Annotated in this window: 17 protein-coding genes; 3 read left to right on the top strand and 14 right to left on the bottom strand. The window is 45.7% G+C overall.

All coding sequences use genetic code 11. The annotated features are described in order from the left end of the window. Window positions 1–11: 11 nt before the first annotated feature. Window positions 12–1499, bottom strand: a complete 1488-nt coding sequence (gene xylB, locus HRI96_RS02435) for a xylulokinase (protein ID WP_210117949.1) — start codon at window positions 1497–1499, stop codon at window positions 12–14. A 203-nt stretch (window positions 1500–1702) separates the two neighbouring features. Between xylB and HRI96_RS02440 the strand changes: the two genes are divergently transcribed. Next, the gene (locus tag HRI96_RS02440) at window positions 1703–2551 is read left to right on the top strand and encodes a helix-turn-helix transcriptional regulator (RefSeq protein ID WP_210117950.1); all 849 of its coding nucleotides are present in this window, start codon (window positions 1703–1705) and stop codon (window positions 2549–2551) included. Here HRI96_RS02440 and HRI96_RS02445 read toward each other — a convergent pair. The 8 genes from HRI96_RS02445 to HRI96_RS02480 form a co-directional block, all read right to left on the bottom strand. Next, entirely contained in the window at window positions 2543–3715 is a 1173-nt protein-coding gene (locus HRI96_RS02445) for an aspartate aminotransferase family protein (RefSeq protein WP_210117951.1), read from the bottom strand. The genes HRI96_RS02440 and HRI96_RS02445 overlap by 9 nt on opposite strands. A 36-nt stretch (window positions 3716–3751) precedes the next feature. After that, a complete protein-coding gene (argB, locus tag HRI96_RS02450; RefSeq protein ID WP_210117952.1) occupies window positions 3752–4669 on the bottom strand; it encodes an acetylglutamate kinase in 918 nt (305 codons plus the stop codon). An 84-nt stretch (window positions 4670–4753) separates the two neighbouring features. After that, the gene (gene argJ, locus HRI96_RS02455; protein WP_210117953.1) at window positions 4754–6079 is read right to left on the bottom strand and encodes a bifunctional glutamate N-acetyltransferase/amino-acid acetyltransferase ArgJ; all 1326 of its coding nucleotides are present in this window, start codon (window positions 6077–6079) and stop codon (window positions 4754–4756) included. Window positions 6080–6155: 76 nt separating this feature from the next. Further along, window positions 6156–6905 (bottom strand): adenylate/guanylate cyclase domain-containing protein, encoded by a 750-nt coding sequence (locus HRI96_RS02460; RefSeq protein WP_210117954.1) that lies wholly within the window; start codon window positions 6903–6905, stop codon window positions 6156–6158. Between the two features lie 272 nt (window positions 6906–7177). After that, window positions 7178–8629 carry an MATE family efflux transporter gene (locus HRI96_RS02465; RefSeq protein WP_210117955.1) on the bottom strand — a complete coding sequence of 484 codons (1452 nt, stop codon included), beginning with the start codon at window positions 8627–8629 and terminating at the stop codon, window positions 7178–7180. 60 nt (window positions 8630–8689) lie between these two features. Next, the gene (locus tag HRI96_RS02470) at window positions 8690–9517 is read right to left on the bottom strand and encodes a transporter substrate-binding domain-containing protein (protein WP_210117956.1); all 828 of its coding nucleotides are present in this window, start codon (window positions 9515–9517) and stop codon (window positions 8690–8692) included. Window position 9518: 1 nt separating this feature from the next. Continuing rightward, window positions 9519–10271 (bottom strand): amino acid ABC transporter ATP-binding protein, encoded by a 753-nt coding sequence (locus tag HRI96_RS02475; protein WP_210117957.1) that lies wholly within the window; start codon window positions 10269–10271, stop codon window positions 9519–9521. A gap of 120 nt (window positions 10272–10391) precedes the next feature. Beyond that, window positions 10392–11060 carry an amino acid ABC transporter permease gene (locus tag HRI96_RS02480; protein WP_210117958.1) on the bottom strand — a complete coding sequence of 223 codons (669 nt, stop codon included), beginning with the start codon at window positions 11058–11060 and terminating at the stop codon, window positions 10392–10394. A gap of 251 nt (window positions 11061–11311) precedes the next feature. On the opposite strand from HRI96_RS02480, the gene HRI96_RS02485 reads away from it, so the two are divergent. Beyond that, window positions 11312–11872: a flavin reductase family protein gene (locus HRI96_RS02485; RefSeq protein WP_210117959.1), complete on the top strand. Its 561-nt coding sequence runs from the start codon at window positions 11312–11314 to the stop codon at window positions 11870–11872. Between the two features lie 21 nt (window positions 11873–11893). Here HRI96_RS02485 and HRI96_RS02490 read toward each other — a convergent pair whose 3' ends face one another. The 5 genes from HRI96_RS02490 to asnS all read right to left on the bottom strand — a co-directional run bounded on the left by HRI96_RS02490 (window position 11894) and on the right by asnS (window position 19456). Continuing rightward, window positions 11894–13438 carry an RluA family pseudouridine synthase gene (locus HRI96_RS02490; protein WP_256729276.1) on the bottom strand — a complete coding sequence of 515 codons (1545 nt, stop codon included), beginning with the start codon at window positions 13436–13438 and terminating at the stop codon, window positions 11894–11896. A gap of 14 nt (window positions 13439–13452) precedes the next feature. Next, window positions 13453–14322, bottom strand: coding sequence for a phosphoribosylaminoimidazolesuccinocarboxamide synthase (locus HRI96_RS02495; RefSeq protein WP_210117960.1), 870 nt, complete (start codon window positions 14320–14322; stop codon window positions 13453–13455). Window positions 14323–14482: 160 nt separating this feature from the next. After that, window positions 14483–16366: a glutamine-hydrolyzing GMP synthase gene (guaA, locus tag HRI96_RS02500; protein ID WP_210117961.1), complete on the bottom strand. Its 1884-nt coding sequence runs from the start codon at window positions 16364–16366 to the stop codon at window positions 14483–14485. Between the two features lies 1 nt (window position 16367). Further along, on the bottom strand, window positions 16368–17987 hold the full coding sequence (locus HRI96_RS02505) for a CTP synthase (RefSeq protein WP_210117962.1): 1620 nt from the start codon (window positions 17985–17987) through the stop codon (window positions 16368–16370). Window positions 17988–18004: 17 nt separating this feature from the next. Next, on the bottom strand, window positions 18005–19456 hold the full coding sequence (gene asnS, locus HRI96_RS02510) for an asparagine--tRNA ligase (RefSeq protein WP_210117963.1): 1452 nt from the start codon (window positions 19454–19456) through the stop codon (window positions 18005–18007). 128 nt (window positions 19457–19584) lie between these two features. On the opposite strand from asnS, the gene gatC reads away from it, so the two are divergent. Next, complete coding sequence (gatC, locus tag HRI96_RS02515; protein WP_210117964.1) at window positions 19585–19896, top strand: Asp-tRNA(Asn)/Glu-tRNA(Gln) amidotransferase subunit GatC; 312 nt, start codon at window positions 19585–19587, stop codon at window positions 19894–19896. Window positions 19897–19907 lie beyond the last annotated feature (11 nt).

A 19907-nucleotide genomic window follows, 5' to 3' on the forward strand; every position in this document is an offset into this window, starting at 1 on the left:
ACTGTTTAATTTTATTTATAAAGGCCGCTCAAACAGCCCAGCATGGTTCTGTAATCATCGTACCGCGCGTCGTATGCTTTACGGTTTTGAGGATTCGGAACAGTAGACGCAGTGCCGTTTATCTTTACGTGTTCCGCGCACAAAGAAGCTATTGAAACTTTTTTGCCTTCGGAAAGCTCAAGCACGTAAAGAGCCTGCAATGCCGCTCCTAGGGCGGCGGCTTCGTCGTAAAGCGGCATGACGATAGGAAAACCCATTATGTCCGCCGTTATCTGCCGCCATATTGCGCTTTTTGCGCCGCCGCCTATGAGGCGGATTTCCTTGGCTTTGAACCCGAGCTTTTCAAAAAGTTCGATTCCTCCCTTCATCGCAAAGGCTGCGCTTTCCAGGGCGGCGCGGCAGATGTTTTCTCTCTTGTAGTTCCCCGCGGTAAGGCCTTCTATGCTGCATTTGCCGTGCGGCAGGTGAGGAAAGCGCTCTCCGTTTAGATACGGCATTATAAATACTCCGTCCGCGCCGGGAACGGCTTTTGCAGCTTCTTCGTCAAAGTCTTTGACATTTAGGCCGAAAAGGTTCCTTGTGTATTCTGTTACGACGGTGCAATTCATCGTGCATAAAAGAGGGAGATATCCGCCCGTAGACGAACAGAATCCCGAAATTCCGTTTAAAGGATCTGCTACCAGGTTGTCCGAGTACCCGTAAAGAGTTCCCGAAGTTCCCATGCTCATGGTAAGAATTCCTTCTTCCACAGTTCCCGTCCCTATGGCACCCATCATATTATCGCCGCCGCCTGAAGAGACTACGATTCCCTCGGGGATGCCGAATTCTTCGCTCGCTTTTTTGCAAACCGTTCCGGCCGCCTTATCGGGGGAAATCAAAGGCGGAAGTTTTTCGTACAAGCCCGGATCGATCGCATCGCAGATTTTTTTTGACCATATATGTTTTTTTGCGTTTAACAGCAACGTTCCCGATGCGTCGCCGTATTCCATCACATAATTTCCCGTAAGCAAAAAATTAACATAGTCGTGCGGGAGCATGATGTAGCGCATTGCATCAAACGCTTCTTTTTTGTGCTCTTTGAGCCACAGGATTTTTCCGGCGGTAAAACTCGGTATGATTACATTTCCCGCTTCCTCTATGACTTTTTCGTCTCCGCCCAGTTTTTTCGTAAGAGCCTTGCACTCTTGGAGTGTTGTAGAGTCGTTCCAAAGTTTAATGTTGTAAACAGGCTCGGCGTTTTTATCCAAAGCGATAAAACCGTGCTGTTGGCCTGAAACGCCCAATGCCCTTATCGAAGCTCGTATTTCAGACGGAATTCGCTCAAAGCAGGACTTAAGAGCGTCCTTGTACCACTGCGTTTTTTGTTCGCGGGTGCCGGCGTTTTCGGCAATCATATCGATTTTAGCCGACGTTTTAATAACTTCCTTACGCTCGGCGTAGTCGTATATGACTATCTTCATACTCTGTGTGCCGAGATCTATTCCTGCGACTGTTTTCATAATCCGCTCCGCTCTACAGCATATAATTAAAAAGAAAAAATAAACAGATGCCGGATCAAAATACGATGCGTCAGCCGGGCATCCTTATATGACGGAATTGTTTTTCCGATCAATTGTCGATTTAATTATCAATTATAAATTTCTTCGCTTACATAGCAAAAATTGATTTTACATATCTATAATTGATATTATATAATACGTTTATGAATATTATCGACGCGGTCTACGTGTACCGCATGTTTATGGGGCGCAAGGCTTCATGGAACGGAAGGTACCATTCTCACAAAGAAGGACAGTTTGAAATTCATTTTTTTGTGGAAGGAGCGGGTTCGTTTCTGTCGAATAAAAAAAGAATTCCCATCAGAAATAAGACAATGTTTTTAACTTTGCCGCAGGAATTTCATTCCATTCTGCCGGACAGGATCGTAAAACCGATAACCTATTATGCGATTTTATTTTCGCTCTCTCCTAAAAAAGACCGCCGGCTGTACGAGTTTTTGAGCCGTCTTTCAAGCTCTGCGGAAAAAAAGCAGAACGTGGAAGAAAGCAGCATTCAGTTTATCTTTGAAGAAATTTTTCATTCGGCGAATTCCAAAAGTAAAATTTTAAAAAAGTCCGCCGAGCTTTTGATGCAGGGGCTAATATACAGGTTTTTTATGGGAGACAAAGCTCCCGTTTCGGAGCGCAGGACGGATATTGCGGCGGATTTTCCCGTAAGCGGCGGCAGAGTCGAGCAGTCGATAAAGATCATGGAAGAAAGGATCTATCAAAACCTTAAAATCGAAGATCTTGCAGGCGAAATGGGAATTTCACCCGAGCATTATATTAGAATTTTTAGAAAGAAGATGAATATTACGCCTCTGCAATACTTTTACAGGCTCAAGATAAAAACGGCCGCGGCGATGATATGCAACACCGATCTTTACATAAGCGATATTTCAAAAAAAATGTCTTTTGAAAATCCGTTCCATTTTTCAAGAATATTTAAAAAATGCGCGGGACTGAGTCCCAGCGCCTACCGCAAGCTATACGGCGCCGGTGCTTTATTTTGAAAAGGAATCCAGCACCTTTTTAAAAATGGCAAGTCCCTTGTCCATTTCTTTTTTACCGATCACCAGCGGCGGAAGGAATCGCACGACGGAAGTTCCTGCGACGGAAGTGCAAAGACCTTCTTTCATACAGGCAACTTCAATGTCGAAAGGTTTTATTGCCGGAACGATTTCTACGCCGATCATGAGGCCTTTGCCGCGCACGTCCCTCACGATGGGAGAATTCCAGCTGCGTATGGAGCTGCGTATAAAGTCGCCTTTTTCTTTTACCTTGTCCATAAAGCCTTCGGACGCGAGCGTGTTCAACACGACAAGGCCGGCGGCGCATGCAAGCGGGTTGCCTGCAAATGTCGACTGATGATCGCCCGCTGCAAACACGTTTGCAGCTTTCCCTCTGAACAGGCATGCTCCCATAGGCACGCCGCCGGCAATTCCCTTGGCCAGCGTAACCGCTTCAGGTTCAATGCCCAGTGCATCGCAGGCGAGAAAGGTTCCCGTGCGGCCTATTCCTGTTTGAACTTCATCGGCAATCACTATCGCGCCCGCTTTCCGCGCTTGCTCTGCGGCAGCCTTCGCCCATTCCGGGTCTATGAGGTTTACTCCGCCTTCGCCTTGAACGCACTCGATCATGAGTGCCGCCGTAGTTTCGTCAAAGGCGCTCTTTATCGCTTCAAAATCATTTGCCTTTATGGTTTTAAATCCTTCGGCATAGGGCGCAAAATACGGCGGATGGAATTTTTCCTGTCCTGTGGCCGTAAGGGTAGCTATGGTTCTTCCGTGAAAAGAATTTTCAAGCGTGTAAATCACGTTGCGTTTTTTGCCGCCGTTCAGATATCCGTATTTTCGCGCGAGTTTTATCGCCGCTTCGTTCGCTTCGGCTCCGGAATTTCCGAAAAATCCTTTTTCAAAACCGGCAGCGGCAAGAAGTTCTTGGGCGAACCTTATTCCTACGTCGCTTAAGTAATAGTTTGAAATATGTATCTCTTTTGCGGCTTGTTTTTTTATCGCTTTTACGAGCGGTTTATAGTTGTGTCCCAGACAATTGACTCCGATTCCTGACAAAAAATCTATGTATTCTTTGCCGTCTTTGTCGTACAGCCGGGCGCCTTTTCCTCTTACGAAGACCGTGTCGAAGCTGCCGTAGTTATTTACGATTAATTTTTCCATAACGCACCTTGATTAAAAATCCTTATATGCTTGATTTCAATATATCATTGTTCCGATTCCCCTGTCGCTGAACATTTCGATCAAAAGCGAATGAGGAACGCGTCCGTCGATTATGTGGGCTCGCGGAACGCCGCCTTTTAGCGCGATCATGCAGCATTCTACCTTTGGGATCATGCCGCCGACTATGACCTTGTTTTCGATAAGATCCGGCACCGACGAGGCCCGTATTCTGTGGATGAGCGACATCGGATCGTTCATGTCTTTTAAAACTCCGGGAACGTTCGTAAGCTGCAGGAATTTTTCGGCTTTAAGAGCGACCGCGATCTTTGCGGCTGCGGTGTCGGCGTTTATGTTGTAATAATTAAAATCGCCCTGTTCGCCCAGCGCGACCGTAGATATTACCGGTATAAAACCTTCGTCCAACAAGGATATTACGATTTGGGGATTTACCTGAGTGACTTCGCCAACCAAGCCTAAATCTTCGCCTTTTGAAACTTTTTTTGCGCGGAGCAATGCGGAATCTATGCCGCTCAGTCCTACTGCTCTTCCGCCTTCCTGCAGTAAAAGGCCCACTATGTCTTTATTAAGCTTGCCGGTTAAAACCATTTGGACTATTTCCATAGTTTCGCTGTCGGTGTAGCGAAGCCCGTTTACAAAGCGACTTTCTTTTCCTACGCGCTCGAGCATTTTATTGATTTCAGGGCCGCCGCCGTGCACGAGCACTACTTGAACGCCGATCGTGTTAAGAAGCACAAGGTCTTTCATGACGGCGGATTTTAGTTCGTCGTTAAGCATTGCGTTGCCGCCGTATTTTACGACTACGATCTTGCCCACCCACTGTTTAAAATAGGGCATAGCCTGAATCAGTACGTTTGACCAGTGTTCGTTATCCAAGGGTTTTTCGTTTCCGCCGGCCGTATCTTCCGAGTCTTTTATTTTAACATCATTTTCCATGGGTACATCCTTAAAATGCGGTTTTTATAACACGCTGCGATGCGAAGGCTTTTCGTCTATCGGGAGCGTTAAAGACCGCCGCGTTTACGTGCGATAGTCGCCGTTGATTTTTACATAGTCGTAAGTCAGATCGCAGCCCCACGCCCTGGCTTCCGCATTTCCGTCTTCCATAGTGACAAGTATTTGGACGGCTTCTTCTTTTAGTATTTCTTTTGCAAGATCTTCGTCAAAATTTAGAGGAACGCCGAGTTCGAAGACTTTTACGGCTTTAATTCCGTCTTTTTTCAATATGCCGTTATCAGGAATTTTTTCGGAAAGAGGACCCGCTTCGTCTTCCTTGCCCGGCGTAAAGTACCGGTGCGCGCCGGTGCGGCTTATGAAATAAACCGAAGTTTTTTCCGGAGTAAAATATGCACCCGAATATCCCATTGCGCATAAAATACGGCCCCAGTTTGCGTCTTTTCCGAACATTGCGGCTTTTACAAGGTTTGAGCCGATAACTTCCTTTGCAAGCTGCCGTGCGCTTTCTATGTCTTTTGCTCCTACTGTGCGGCATTCGATCAGGCGGCTTGCGCCTTCTCCGTCCGCAGCGATTTTTTTTGCCATGACGGTGCTGAGAGCGTTCAGAGCTTCAAAGAATGTGTCGAAATCTTTTCCTTCCGATGTTATTTGAGCGTTGCCGGCCATACCGTTTGCCATAATCGTGAGTGTGTCGTTCGTGCTTGTGTCGCCGTCGATCGAAACGCAGTTAAAAGTTCCTTCCGCGCTTAGGCGCAGGGCTTTTTCAAGCATCGGTTTGTTTATCGCGCAGTCCGTAGTGATAAAGCAGAGCATCGTTCCCAAATTTATGTGGATCATTCCGCTGCCCTTGCACATTGCGCCGATCGTAACGGTTTTGCCGCCGATCACGGTCTTAACGGCGCATTCTTTGTATTGAGTGTCCGTCGTCATGATCGCAACGCGCGCCTGTTCATGGCCTTTCTTCGAAAGTCCCGATTTAAGACTTTCCATGTTCCGCTCGATTTTTTCTACGGGAAGCTGCTGACCTATGACTCCCGTCGAACAGACTATGACGTCTTCAGGGCTGATCCCCAGAGCGTCGGCGGCGCTTTTTGCCATCCTGTATGCGTTTTCGGCTCCTTTTTCGCCCGTACAGGCGTTTGCGTTGCCGCTGTTGGCTATGACCGCTTGAATTTTTCTGCCGGCAATATGCTTTTGAGTGAGTTTTACGCTTTCTGCCTTGACTCTGTTTTGAGTAAAAAGGCCTGCCGCCGTGCAGGGCTTTTCCGAGAATATGAGAGCGGTATCGTTCGTTTTGCGGTTAGGCTTGATTTTGCAAAGGACGCCGTTTGCTGTAAATCCTTGCGGCGCCGTAACCCCGCCGTCGGTAAAGCATATGTCGTAATGCATAAGTATACACTCCGGTTAAATATTTATGCATACGAGTATAGCACAAACGCAATAGGGCGGCAAGCAAAATGCTGATTTAGGGATCCAAGTTCAAATCCTTAAATTTTGAAAGAATTTTAGGATTTATATCCTGATATAAATAAATTCCTTCCCTGTCATCCTCTTTAAGGCCTTTAAGGGCTTTAAGCTTTTTTATTGAATCAGGATTTGTATTCTTTTTTGCATATATGGCGCCTATGTCTACCAGTTTTTTACTTACAATGAGCTCGCCTCCCGCTGCAAGGTTTTGAAGGCGGCAGGCAAGATTTATTCCGTAGCCCACATAATCTCTGTATTTTAGCTGGGAAGCTTCCGCTGAAATTTCATATTTATATACTTTGTCCAATACCAAAGCTCCGCCTATTGACAGATCTCTGTAGGATTTAAATAATTCTTCATTTGCAAATTCTATATATGCTGCAAAAACCGTAATGGCTTCTTTTATGGCAACCCCGTCCAACTTATCCCATATGACCAAGGCTCCGTCGCCTAAAAGCTTGTAATACGAGCAATTATAGCCGAATTGGTTAAGACATGAAAGAAAATTGGAAGTAAAAGATTTAATCAATCCGAAAACAACCGTTTCCTCATTGTTGCACATAAAATCACTAAAACCGCGCACGTCAATACAAAGTATCAACGAATCGGGTCTTGTTTCTCCGAGATATACATTGTCAAATATATCGATCGGTCCTTTTCTTAGGGCTTCCATGGTGAGCAAATCAAGTTCTATTGTATCGCTTTTTGATGTTCCAAGTCCTAATTCCGATATCAGATCTTCACTCATGCGCCCAGTATAATATATACTTAAAAAATATAAAACCGCATGCATTTGACGTTTTGCACAGTTGAGTCGGATTTTTACGCCGGATCTGAGCGCGGAATGCGGCGGTAAGCAAAATTCAAAACGGGTGTGAAGATCGGTGTGCCTTTGCGCGCGAGAACCGGTGCGTTGCGGCGCACTAAGACCGGCACGCTGCAATGCATAACAAGATCGGCGGCTGCGCACTAAAAGCGGCGCTCTCCGGAGCGCACGGTAAACGGTAAGTCGGAATTTGCCTATATCGAAAGCATTTTTTGCCTGAGTTTCGGTACGAGGGCGGGGAAGGAAAGCAAAACGGCTTTTAGAACATTGTCCGCTATCATGCAAAACCAGACCGCCTGTAAGTCGAATTTCCAAATTTTTACGCAAAGGAATGTAAACAGAATGCGCACTCCCCACATGGAAACGGTTTCCGCACAAAAGGCGTAGCGAGTGCGCCCGAGTCCGTAATAAAGGCCTTCAAAGACTATCATAAGGCCGAAGAACGGTTCCGAAAATGCTACGAGTTTTAACATTCTCCCTCCGAGCATGATTACGCGATTGCTTTCGGTAAAAATTCCCATAAGCCGGTAAGAAACCGCAAACAAAATAATACCGCTTAAAACCATTGTTAAAACCGTAGTCGTGACGCTCACTTTTTCTATGCTGTAGAGTTTATGTTTGCTTTTTTCACCTAAGGAAATTCCTGCGAGTGTTGAAGTGGCCGTGCGAAGGCCGTATCCGGGGATGTAAAACAAGGTTTCCGCAGTGACAGCTATGGAATGCGCCGCGAATATGTAAGTTCCCATTCCGGAAACAAGCGCTGAAAAACACACGTGCCCCAGACAGGAAGCGACGTTGGTTCCTAAGACGGGAAGACCGATTTTTATGCATTCCCGGATTATCGGAACATCGAAGTCGAAAAACCTGTTGCGGCGTGAGGATATGCTTTGTGACGAGGATACCGTTACATCCGTTAATGCGACGGCTTTCAAAGCGGGATTATTCTTATTATCTAATGATGATGAAAGAAGCTTATGTCTTTTCACTGCCGATAGCATAAATATTCCCGATACGGAAAAAGAGATCGCCGTGCCTACGGCGGCTCCCGTTACACCAAGATTTGCAACGTATATCAAAAGATAATTCAGAATCACGTTTAAAATATTTTCGGCAAGGCTTATGAACATGGGCGTACGCGTATCTTTTACCGCTCTGAGAACGTAAGCCAATATGATCTGCATTGAGCGAAAGACCATGGGAATGCTTATTATAAAAAAGTAAACGGAAGCTTGTCTTTGTACCGAAGTTTCGGCGCCCATCCATGCGGGAATAAACGGACTTAGCGACAGCGCTATTATTCCTATAATTGTTCCGCACAAAATTGATATTTTAAGAGCCTGTCTTGCGGCTCGATGAATGTAAGCATCGTCGCCGCTCCCTACCGCACGCGCGATCAGGGCAAGAAAAGATGTGCCAAACGCAAACGGAATGCTGCCAATAAGCCAGTTTATCGTTGTCGTAACGCTTACGGCGGCGGTGGCTTTTTCGCCCAGATGTCCTACCATGGCTGTGTCTACGTATTGAAGCAAGGTTGAAAACACAAGTTCGATGATTACGGGAATCGAGAGTTTTATGAGCGTCTTAAAAATTTTCCAGTTGCCGGCAAGAGAATTATCGCCGGCGTTTACGGATGTCGCTTCTGCCATATTGTAGTAAGTTGCCCCTTTCGTTTGTTTAAAAAGCGGTTATTTTTTTCGACAGTCCCGTTATTCTTTTTTTGTAATATCGCTGCCGAAGTATTTGACCGAGATTTTTGAAAGCTCTCCTGAAGAGCGAAGTTCTTCTATGGCTTTGTTTATATGAGCTTTCAGCGATTCCGTCGTTCCGTCCTTTCTCAGCGGAATGGAAACAAGCGAAGGCGTTTTTGTCACCGCTACGATTTTAAGGTTTGCGTCGGGATGTGCCTTCATGTAATCATAGTATGAGACGTCCGCATTAAGAGTCGCGTCTACGCGCCCTGAGAGCACAAGTTCAAGCGTTTGATTCAGGTCGTCTACACCGATAGCCGTAGCTCCGTAACTTTCGGCAAGAAGCGCGTAAGTGCTCGCCAGCGTATTGGCGGTCTGTCTGCCTTTTAGGTCTTCAAACGAAGCGATTTTATCGCTGTCGCCGCGTACGATGATCGCCGTGTGAATGTAAGCGTACGGTTCGGTAAAATCGTATTTTTCCGCGCGCTCATCGGTGACTTCAACGCCGTTTAAGGTTATGTCGTAACGCTTTGAATCTATTCCCGCAAAGATTCCGTCCCATTCCACTTCCACGAAATTTGCTTTTACGCCGAGTTTTTCCGCTATCTTTCGACCCACTTCCACGTCAAAACCTACGAGGGTGTTGCTTTCATCGTGGAAAGTCCAAGGAGACCAAGTTCCTTCGGTAGCGATTGTAATTTTATTTTTTTGTTTTATCAGATCGAGCAAGTCGCCGTTATCGGCGGTTTTTTCGGATTTTTTTGTGCATCCGGCAAGAGAAGCGATGCAGATCAAAACCAGCGCAAAAAACGCTGTAAAATTGCATAAAAAAATATTCTTTTTCATATTAAGTTCCGTCCTTACTGTTTTTTTGTATCGTATTGATAAATGTTTTTACACGTTCTTCGTGCGGATCGTTAAAAAACGACTTTGCGTCGCCCCATTCGATAATTTTGCCTTTTTCCATAAAGATCACTTTTGAAGAAACATTTTTTGCAAAATTCATTTCGTGAGTGACTACGAGCATGGTCATGCCGTCGTCGGCGAGCTGTTTCATGACGGAAAGAACTTCGCCGATCAGTTCGGGATCGAGGGCGGAAGTAGGTTCGTCAAAAAATATTATTTCAGGTTTAGTCGCCAAAGCGCGCGCTATCGCTACGCGTTGTTGTTGGCCACCCGACAGTTGAGGGGGATAGGAAGACGCCTTGTCCGAAAGGCCGACTTTTTCAAGCGCTTCCATGGCGATTTTGTCCGCCTCTTTTTTAGGCATCTTTCTTGCGACGATCAAACCTTCGGTAACATTTTGAAGCGCGGTTTTATTGCGGAACAGATTATAGTTTTGAAAGACGAAGGCCGTCTTTTTTCTCAGCCTGAGCACTGTTTTTTTGCTTACCCTGTTAAGATCAAAAGATTCGCCGTCAAAAACCATCTGCCCGCTGTCGGCGGTTTCAAGAAAATTGATACAGCGTAAAAGGGTTGTTTTGCCGGATCCGCTGGGACCTATTATGGCAACGACGTCTCCCTTGTTTACGTTAAGGCTCACGCCTTTTAAAATTTCCAGTTCTCCGAAGGATTTTTTTATATTTTTTATTTCAAGCATTTCATAAGTTTCCTATTAAATTAGTTTGAAGGCATGTTTTTGCCTTAGGCGCAATTTTACCGGATTCGGCAATTTACCGGCCTGCGCTCCTTTGCCGGCCGCTGCCCGGCTTTTTAAAGGTCAATATCCCGCCGCATTTAACTTTTTTTCACCCATGTGCTGAAATTTTGTCAGCACGGTAGAAAAAAACAAGTATATCAGTCCTACTTCACAGTACAAGGCTAGAGGTTCGTACGTGCGCGCGACGATCCTCTGCGTGGCCATAAACATTTCCAAAACGGTTATATTGGCCGCAAGAGACGTTTCCTTTACAAGCGCGATGAGCGAATTTGAAAGGGGAGGAAACGCTGTCTTAAACGCCTGCGGAAGAACGATTCTTCTCATGATTTGAAGATAGGACATGCCCACGCAATAGCCCGCTTCAATTTGTCCTTTAGGCACCGATTCCAGCGCCGCCCGCACGGTTTCGGCCATGTAGGCGCCTTCGTTTATTGAAAACACAATGACCGCCGACGGAAAAGGATCCAGCACGATTCCGAGGCTCGGAAGCCCGTAGAACAGCATATAAAGCTGAACGAGAACGGGCGTTCCGCGTATAACCCAGATGTAAAATCTTGCAAGATCCTTGAGTATGCGGATTTTTGAAAACTGTATCATAGCGGTGATCACTGCGATAATCAATGCGAACGAAAACGACAGCACGGTGAGCGGAATCGTCATCGTAAGTCCGGGGATGAGAATTTTCGTAAAAGAATCCGCTAATATATTTAAAAGCCGCTCGGAGATCATCAGGTCAATCCTTGTTTCGTAACCGAATAGTATAGTTTACCGATTATAATCATAATATAATAAAAATCGTATACAATGGAAACAGAAAACATATAAATTTATTCCGATAGTCTTTTTATATTGACTATGCGAACTTTTCGTTGTATTAAGGAAACGCTGATTAAAGCGAGGGGCGCAAAACGCGCACTGATTGCACTCGGTCGAAAATTGAAATTTTTCCCCTCGTGCAATTTTATTTATAGGAGGAATTTATGAGGAAAAATTTCGGTGCGAAAGAATACTTATATCCTATGCCCGTTTTTATAATTGCGACTTACGACGAAAACGGAAATCCCGACGCGATGAACGCAGCGTGGGGCTCAATCGGCGATACCGCCCAATTTTTTGCGTGCCTGAGTCCTGAGCACAAAACCGTAAAGAATATTCTTTTAAAAAAAGCGTTTACGGTTAGTATGGGAACGGCCGATTACGTTACGGAATGCGACTATGTAGGGATCGTTTCCGGAAATAAGATAAGCGACAAACTTAAAAGAGCCGGTTTTCACACGGTGAAGTCGGAATTTGTTGACGCTCCGGTAATCGAAGAGCTTCCGATGACGCTGGAGTGTAAGCTTATAAGCTATGACGAAAAATCATGCCATCTGTTCGGAGAAATTGTAAACGTGAGCGCCGATGAAAAGATTTTAAGCGCGAACGGAAAAATTGACGTCGAAAAACTTTCGCCCATAATCTTTGATCCTGTAAACAACACTTATAGAAAATTCGGCGAAGTAGCAGGGGCGGCATTTAAAGACGGTGCAAAGATAAAGTGATTTATGCAGGCGGCGGGCGCTCTAAAACGGGCACGGACAGGTAAATTCCACAGCCTTTTCTGTTTTCGGGTGAGTGAAACTGAGATAGTGCGCGTGCAGCAAGAGCCTTTCGCCGTCCAAGCATTTTCCGTATAAACTGTCGCCTATGATCGGTGTGTCAAATCCGTGAATGTCGCTGCTTGCAAGGCGCAGCTGGTGAGTTCTTCCTGTGATAGGAGTAAATATCACACGGGTAGCTTTTTTTAAAGAACCGTCCGGGGCCGTGTAGTTTTCCAAACCGATGATATCCCACCGAGTTACGGCTTTTTTGCCGTGGATTTCGTCCCAAATTTGATGAGGGCGGTTATTTATGTCGAGCCTGAAATACAATTCCATTTGTCCATGGTCTTCGACGCGCTTTTCATGTAAATTTCCGTCCAAGAGGGCGGTATAACGTTTTTGTACGAGTCCTTTTTCAAACTGGCGGCATAAGTTTCTGTGGGCGTCTTCCGTAAATGCTAAGACCAAAAGGCCGCTTGTTTCCATGTCCAGCCGGTGGACGGAAGGCTGCTCTATGCAGTTAGGAAAAAGGCGGCGGAGCCGGTTTACGGCGCAGTCCTGCTTTTGTATTCCTCGGCCGGGAACGCTCAAAAGCCCGCTTTGCTTGTTTATGACTATTATGCTGTCGTCGCGGTACAGTATGTTTAAGCCGAGTATGCCGGGGAGTATGAGGGCGCACCGCTTGTCGCACGGGGGCTGAGCGGCATAAGAATCGCGAAAGTTACAGGCCAACGATGAAGGCTGTGACGATTTTCCTTTGTTATCCGGACTGTAAAAAACTTCACACATGCTTAATGGAATAAGATTGTGCATAAAGGCGAAATTTAAAAGTTTGGGAGCGCAGCATTCTCCCGTTCCTGTGGGCGGGAATTTTTCGGCTCCCGGTATACGGGCTGCGCACAATTGGGCACCGGTTTGAGCGGCGCCCTCAGCCGAAATCTCCGCTTTTTCAAATTCGAACTGCGCTCTTTTTTCAAACTGCGGCACTTCAGGATCCTTTAAGCCGCATATTTCGTTTAACGAGCGAATTTTGCCGTCCGCGCAGTGGAAAGAATACAGATCGAAAACTTTTTGCTGGGATTGGCGGCATAAGAAATTACGGTTTTCGATGAGATTTTTTTCTTCGCCTTCCGGATCGGCGTATTTCCCGTTTGCACGTTTTCTGAGCGGTTTTAGCGATTTTATCTTTTCGGTAAGATCGTGGATTTCTTTGTCGTTTTGCAGAAGGGCTGAAGAAATTTTTTCAGGCGGAACTATAGGATCCACATATATCGTCTTTGTTTCCTTTTCTTCTCCGCCGGTGGCCGAGGGCTTTAGCGATCGGCTTATGCCCGAAAGGGTTCTGAGATAGACGGTCTTCCCCGACGCAGAATCTTTACAGACGAGGGCGCCGAGCATTATTCCGTGATCGCCTCTTTCTTCGCTCACTTTTGAAACTTGCTTTATCGAGAGGGTTTTCGCCTTGAGCTCTTCAATCATGCGGAGGCATTCGGCAAACGCTTTTTTTTCGGGGAACGGAGGAAACATAAAAATTTTACTGTTTAGAGCGTGTTTGCCGTTAAAAGTTGATACGCTTCTTTATATTTGTCTATTGTTTTTTTTACGACGTCGTCGGGCAAGAGCAGGTTGTTATCGGGATTTGCTTTAAGCCAGTCGCGGACAAACTGTTTATCGAACGAAGGCTGGCTTTTGCCGGAACAATATCCTTTTAAAGGCCAAAAACGCGAACTGTCGGGAGTGAGGACTTCGTCGCCTAAAACCACGTCGCCGTTTTTATCAAGACCGAATTCGAATTTGGTATCGGCGATTATTATTCCTCTTTGCAAAGCGTATTCGGCGCATTTTTTGTAGATCGCAAGCGAATATTCTTTAAGTTTTAGAGCGTATTCTTCGCCGCGTTCAGGATATATTTTTTTCAAAATTTCCGCGCTTTTTTCAAAAGAAATGTTTTCGTCGTGGAACCCGTAGTCTGCCTTTGTGCTCGGCGTATAGATCGGTTCGGGAATTTTATCGGATTCTTTAAGGGAATCTTTAAGCCTTATTCCGCAGACTTTTCCGTCTTTTTTGTAGCTTTCCCAGCCGCTGCCGGTTATATATCCGCGGACTATGCATTCTATGGGAAGCATTTTAAGTTTTTTGCACAGAGTGCTTCTGCCTGCGAATTTTTCATTTTGAAAAAAATCCGGCATGTTCTTTACGTCGGTGGAAATCAAGTGATTAGGAACAAGATCCTTTGTAAAATCGAACCAGAATTCGGACATCTTTGTAAGAATCTTTCCTTTGTCGGTGATTTCGTTTTTTAAAATATTGTCAAAGGCTGAAATTCTGTCGGTTGCGACAAGGATCATGTTGTCGCCGCACTCATAAATTTCACGAATTTTTCCTTCTTTTACGGGTTTGAATTTCTGCATAAAACCACAAAGCCTCCATTAATGTTAACGATATTTTGTACAAATCGAAGTAAACATGTCTCAAAGCGGCGCGGCAACGATCCGGTTTCAGTTTTATATGAGCCGTCCAAATGCCGACTAGACGCCGTTCCGACGCTCGTTTCGATGCCGTGCGTTCCCGCTATTCCCACCCGAACGTCGCAGGCGGTTTATTTGTAAGATCAAAGAAGATCGCATCCGTAAACGGAAGTTCTGAAATCTTTTTTACTATGGATAAAAGAATTTCATGCGGGAGCCTTGCGAACCTGGCGGTCATCACGTCTTCGCTGAAAACCGGCCTTAGGACAAAACTTGTGCGATTCTTCGACGAAGCGTAAGGCAGGCTTATGGTAAGGTGCTGGAAAATCCTGTTATACCATCCTGTGTTTTGAAGTTCCGTCAAAACCGCGTCGTCGGCTTGCCTCAATTGATCAAGGCGGTTTTTATCGCAGTAACCTTCTTGTAATTTAAGATCGCCGTCCGAAACGGCCGGGTTCTGCCACAAGCGGATTATGCAGCGGTTTATATAGGAACAGTTGTTTGTGATCAGGCTCGAAGCCTTTTCAAGTTTGTCGTAGTTTTTAGGTATGTGATAATATCCGCCTTCCTGTTTTTCAAAACTGAGCGCAGCCGGAAATTTGTATGTTCTGAAATCGCCTTGCACGCCTACGGATCTCACCGGCAGAACATATTTTTCCATAGAAGCGCTGCATTTTTCGCAGAACATGTTTAAGGCGATCGAAGAAAGTTCTTCGCCCGCTTTTTCAAATTCTTCCTTGTCTTTTTTCGTAAACTTTGCGTCGGAGCAAAGAACGTTTATCGAAAGTCCCGGACCGGGGAAGGGATGGCGCATTACCAGATGATCGCTAAGTCCGATTTTTTTACCTATGGAACGAACTTCGTCCTTATACAGGTCTTTTAAAGGTTCGATGATAAGACCTTTTTCAATAAGCTTTTGGATTCCCGCTACGCGGTTGTGGTGAGTCTTTATTGTTTTTGAATTTTCAGTTCCTCCGCTTTCAATGATGTCAGGATACAGAGTTCCCTGAGCTAAAAGCCATTCGTCTTCGTTTAAATGCTGCTTTGAAACCACTTCGTTCCTGACGGCGATAAAGGTTTCGCCTACGGCCATCCGCTTTTTTTGAGGATCGGTCAGCCCTTGTACGGCTTTTAAAAAGGTCTTGCCGGCGTCTTCAACTATAAAATTATTAAAACCGAAACTGCGATATTGTTTTGCCACTTGCTCGCTTTCGTTCAGGCGCATAAAACCGTTATCTATGTGAAGCCCCAAAACCCTGTCCTGTCCCAGCGCCTTATTTAAAAGCGCGAAGGCCACAGTGCTGTCTACGCCTCCGCTTAAAAACAAAAGGACTTTTTTATCTTTTGCGGCCGACCGGATATCGTTTAAAATTATATCGAGGACGGTATCGTTATCCCAGTTTTTTTCCATATTGCAGATTTTCGCAAAATTTTCCAATATCTTATTGCCGTCTGTCGTGTCTTTTACTTCGATATGAAATTGCAAGCCGAATCTTTTTTTTGAAAGGTCTTGCACCGCCGCAAACTTGCAGTCCTTTGTAAAGCCGATCACTTCAAAGTCGGGAGCAGTTTTTGTAACTTCGTCTTGGTGGCTCATCCACACTTGTGCCGGAAACGCAATGCCTTTAAAAAGCGGACTTTGCGGACAGCCTTTATTTTCAAGGCGGGCTATGCCGAATTCTCCCGTGAGTGCTTTTGAAACTTTTCCGCCTGAGGCGCTGCTCATAAGCTGATGTCCGTAGCACAGGCCGAGCATGGGAATCTCAAGCGAAAAGATCTCACTGTTGAATTCTGGGATATTTTTTTCATAAACCGAACTGGGACCGCCGCTTAAAATAATTCCCGCCGTATTTTCGAAGGCCGAAAGAGGCGACGACGGGAGCGCTATTTCGGAATAATAACCCGACATGCGAAGGCGCTTGGCGATCAGGTGAGCGTATTGGCTTCCGAAATCCAAAACGGTTATTTTTTTTCTTGACTTATTCATTTCAGCCCTTGTTTTTATGCGCTGCGGCGTAGGCGCAGACTTCCGTAATAAAATCTCTAAAAAGCGGTTGGGCGCGATTGGGGCGGCTTTTGAATTCCGGATGGAATTGAACGCCAACCATCCAAGGATGATCCGGCACTTCGCATATTTCCACAAGATCCCGCTCGGGGTTTATTCCCGCGATTATAAGCCCCGCGTTCTTTAGCTCTTCGCGGAATTTATTGTTAAATTCATACCTGTGGCGGTGCCGTTCCCACACGTTTTTTTCTTTGTACGCTTTTTCAGACAAGGTGCCGGGCAGGATTGCGCATTTGTATTTTCCGAGCCTGAGAGTTCCGCCTAAGATAGCTCCGTTTTGATCCGGCATAAGGTCGATCACGGGATACTGTGTTTTTTTATCGATTTCCGTGGAATTTGCGCCTTTTAAGCCCAAAACGTTGCGGGCGTATTCGATCACCATGATCTGCATTCCAAGACAAATGCCGAAATAAGGAATTTTATGCGAACGCGCAAATGCGGCGGCGTTTATCATTCCTTCGATGCCGCGGTCGCCGAATCCTCCGGGGACGATGACTCCGTCGGCATTTTTAAGACGTTCTTCGGCGGCCTTCTTGTCGTTCAAAATTTCAGCGTCCACCCAGTCCACGGCAATATCGGCTTCGTTAAAAATGCCTCCGTGTACCAAGGATTCGACTACGGAAAGATATGCGTCGTGCAAGCCTACGTATTTTCCTACGAGCGCGATATTTACGGATTGCTTGGGGTTTTCATACCTCCAAACCATTTTTGCCCAATCTTCAAGATGTGTCGGAGCGCATTTTAAACTCAGAGCCTTACATACCGCATCTCCTATTCCTTCTTTTTCCAACTGCAGCGGTACTTCGTAAATGGAACGCGCCGTAAAATTTTGGATAAGATCTTCCGTGCCGATGTTGCAAAAGGCTGCAAGTTTTTCACGAGTAGTGTTGTCAAGCGGTTTTTCGGTGCGAACCATGACTATGTTCGGTTTTATTCCCAATTCCTGAAGTTCTTTTACGCTGTGCTGCGTGGGTTTTGTTTTAAGTTCGTCGGCTTTTTTTATGTAGGGAATGAGCGTAAGATGAATATAGCAGCAATTTTCTTCACCTATGTCGTATTTCATCTGTCTTATCGCTTCTATGAACGGGAGCGACTCAATGTCTCCTACGGTTCCGCCGATTTCCGTAATAATTATGTCCGGATTGGATTCTTTTTCGGCAAGTTTCATGCGGTAAAGAATTTCTTCGGTGATGTTGGGAATTACTTGAACCGTTCCGCCGTTAAATCCTCCTTCCCGCTCTTTGTTGAGTACGGCAAGATACACTCTCCCTGCGGTAGTGTTGGAACTTTTAGAAAGCGTCGCATCCGTAAACCGCTCGTAATGACCTAAGTCAAGATCCGTTTCGGCTCCGTCGTCGGTAACAAATACTTCTCCGTGCTGATAGGGATTCATCGTTCCCGGATCTATGTTCAGATACGGATCGAATTTTTGATTCACTACTTTCAATCCCCTGGATTTTAAAATCAGTCCAAGCGAGGCGGCGGCAATTCCCTTGCCCAAACCCGAAACGACCCCGCCGGTTATAAAGATGTACTTAGTCATTGCTCCGTCCTACTCAATTAAAAATCCGCCAATTTTGGGGCGCGCGGATACGGGATCACGTCCCTGATATTGGCCATTCCTGTAATGTAGCGTAAGAGTCTTTCGAATCCCAAGCCGAATCCCGAATGAGGAACCGTACCGAAGCGGCGCAGATCCAAATACCACTGATAATTGGACATGTCCATATTACGCTCGTTGCAGGCGGCAAGCAGCTTTTCATAATTTTCTTCACGCTCGGAGCCGCCGATTATTTCACCGAGACCCGGAACGAGAACGTCTACGGCTTTTACGGTCTTTTTGTCGTCGTTTAACTTCATATAAAAGGCCTTTATTTCTTTGGGATAATTGTAGACCATTACCGGACATTTAAAAATATTTTCCGTCAGATAACGCTCATGTTCGGTTTGAAGGTCGCAGCCCCAAAACGGCTTGAATTCGAATTTGTCCTCATGCTTTTTAAGTTCTTCGATAGCTTCCGTGTATGAAATGCGTTTGAACGGGGAATTTACTACGTGCGTAAGGGTTTCGATAATGCCGGATTGTATGCGTAAGTTAAAAAAATCAAGATCTTCGCGGCACTTTGTAAGAGCCCAATTCAAAAGGTATTTTACAAATTCCTCTGCAAGATCCATGTTGTCTTCCAAATCGAAAAAAGCCATTTCGGGTTCTATCATCCAGAATTCGGAAAGGTGACGGGGCGTGTTGGAGTTTTCCGCTCTGAATGTAGGGCCGAATGTGTATATGCGGCTCAACGCCGTAGCGAACGTTTCGCCTTCAAGCTGCCCGCTTACGGTAAGGCTTGCTTTTTTACCGAAAAAGTCTTTGCCGTAGTCTACAAGATCCGCCGCAGTTTCAGGCGACTTTCCTTTGGCGCCGGCTTTTATGCCGGTTTCTGCGATCTTTTCGAGAGAAAGGTTTGTAACTTGGAACATTTCGCCGGCGCCTTCGGCATCGCTGCAAGTGATTATGGGCGTATTTACGTATTGAAATCCTCTTTCCTGAAAAAACGAATGAACGGCGAACGCCATTTGATTTCTTACTCTGAAAACGGCGCCGAAAGTATTGGTTCGCGGGCGAAGATAGGCGACTTCGCGCAAAAATTCCATAGAAGTCGCTTTTTTTTGAAGAGGGTAGGCGTCAGTCGGACATTCGCCTAAAACCGTAAGCGCTTCAAGCGTTACTTCGACGGCCTGTCCGCCGGCAGGAGATTCTATGAGAGTTCCTTCGGCTTTGATCGACGCTCCCGTAGTGATCTTTTTAAGACTGTTTTCAATTGATACAGGATCCGCATTTTTTGAAGGCGCCGTGCGGTCAAACGTAAGCTGGATGGAAGCGAGACACGAACCGTCGTTCACTTGTATAAAGACCAAGTTCTTGGAATCGCGCTTTGTGCGCACCCAGCCGTAGACGGTTACCGTCTGGCCTTCCGGCTTGGACTTTAAAATATCCTTAATAAGTACTGATTTCATAATGGGAATATTCTAGCTTTTTGCGTATGCTGTTTCAAGGGTTTTAAGCCGCAGCGTTAAGACCGCGGCAACCGCGCCGAAATCATAGTGCATTGTCCAAACCCGTAGAATTCGCTAAAATGCAGTTTATGAGCAGTATTCACAGGAAGATTGATAAAACGACGCTCGAGCAGCTTCTTGAACTTTCACGGCTTTCTCCCGAGTCGACGGATATTGAAACTTTAAAAAGGCAAGTTGACGATATTGTAGGTTATTTCGATCTGCTTTCTCAATATGACGACAGCGAAGATCCTTACGACGCCTATCCTTCTACCGAAGTAGGTAAACTCAGGCAGGACACTGTAGTTCCCGGACTTGAAATTTCCGATGTAAAGAAAATCTCCGGTAATTTTATGGACGGTTATTTTCAAGTGCCTAAGGTGTTGGGCGAAGGCACTTGATCATTAAGGCA

The organism is Treponema parvum (assembly GCF_017893945.1).
Classification (GTDB): Bacteria; Spirochaetota; Spirochaetia; order Treponematales; family Treponemataceae; genus Treponema_D; species Treponema_D parvum_A.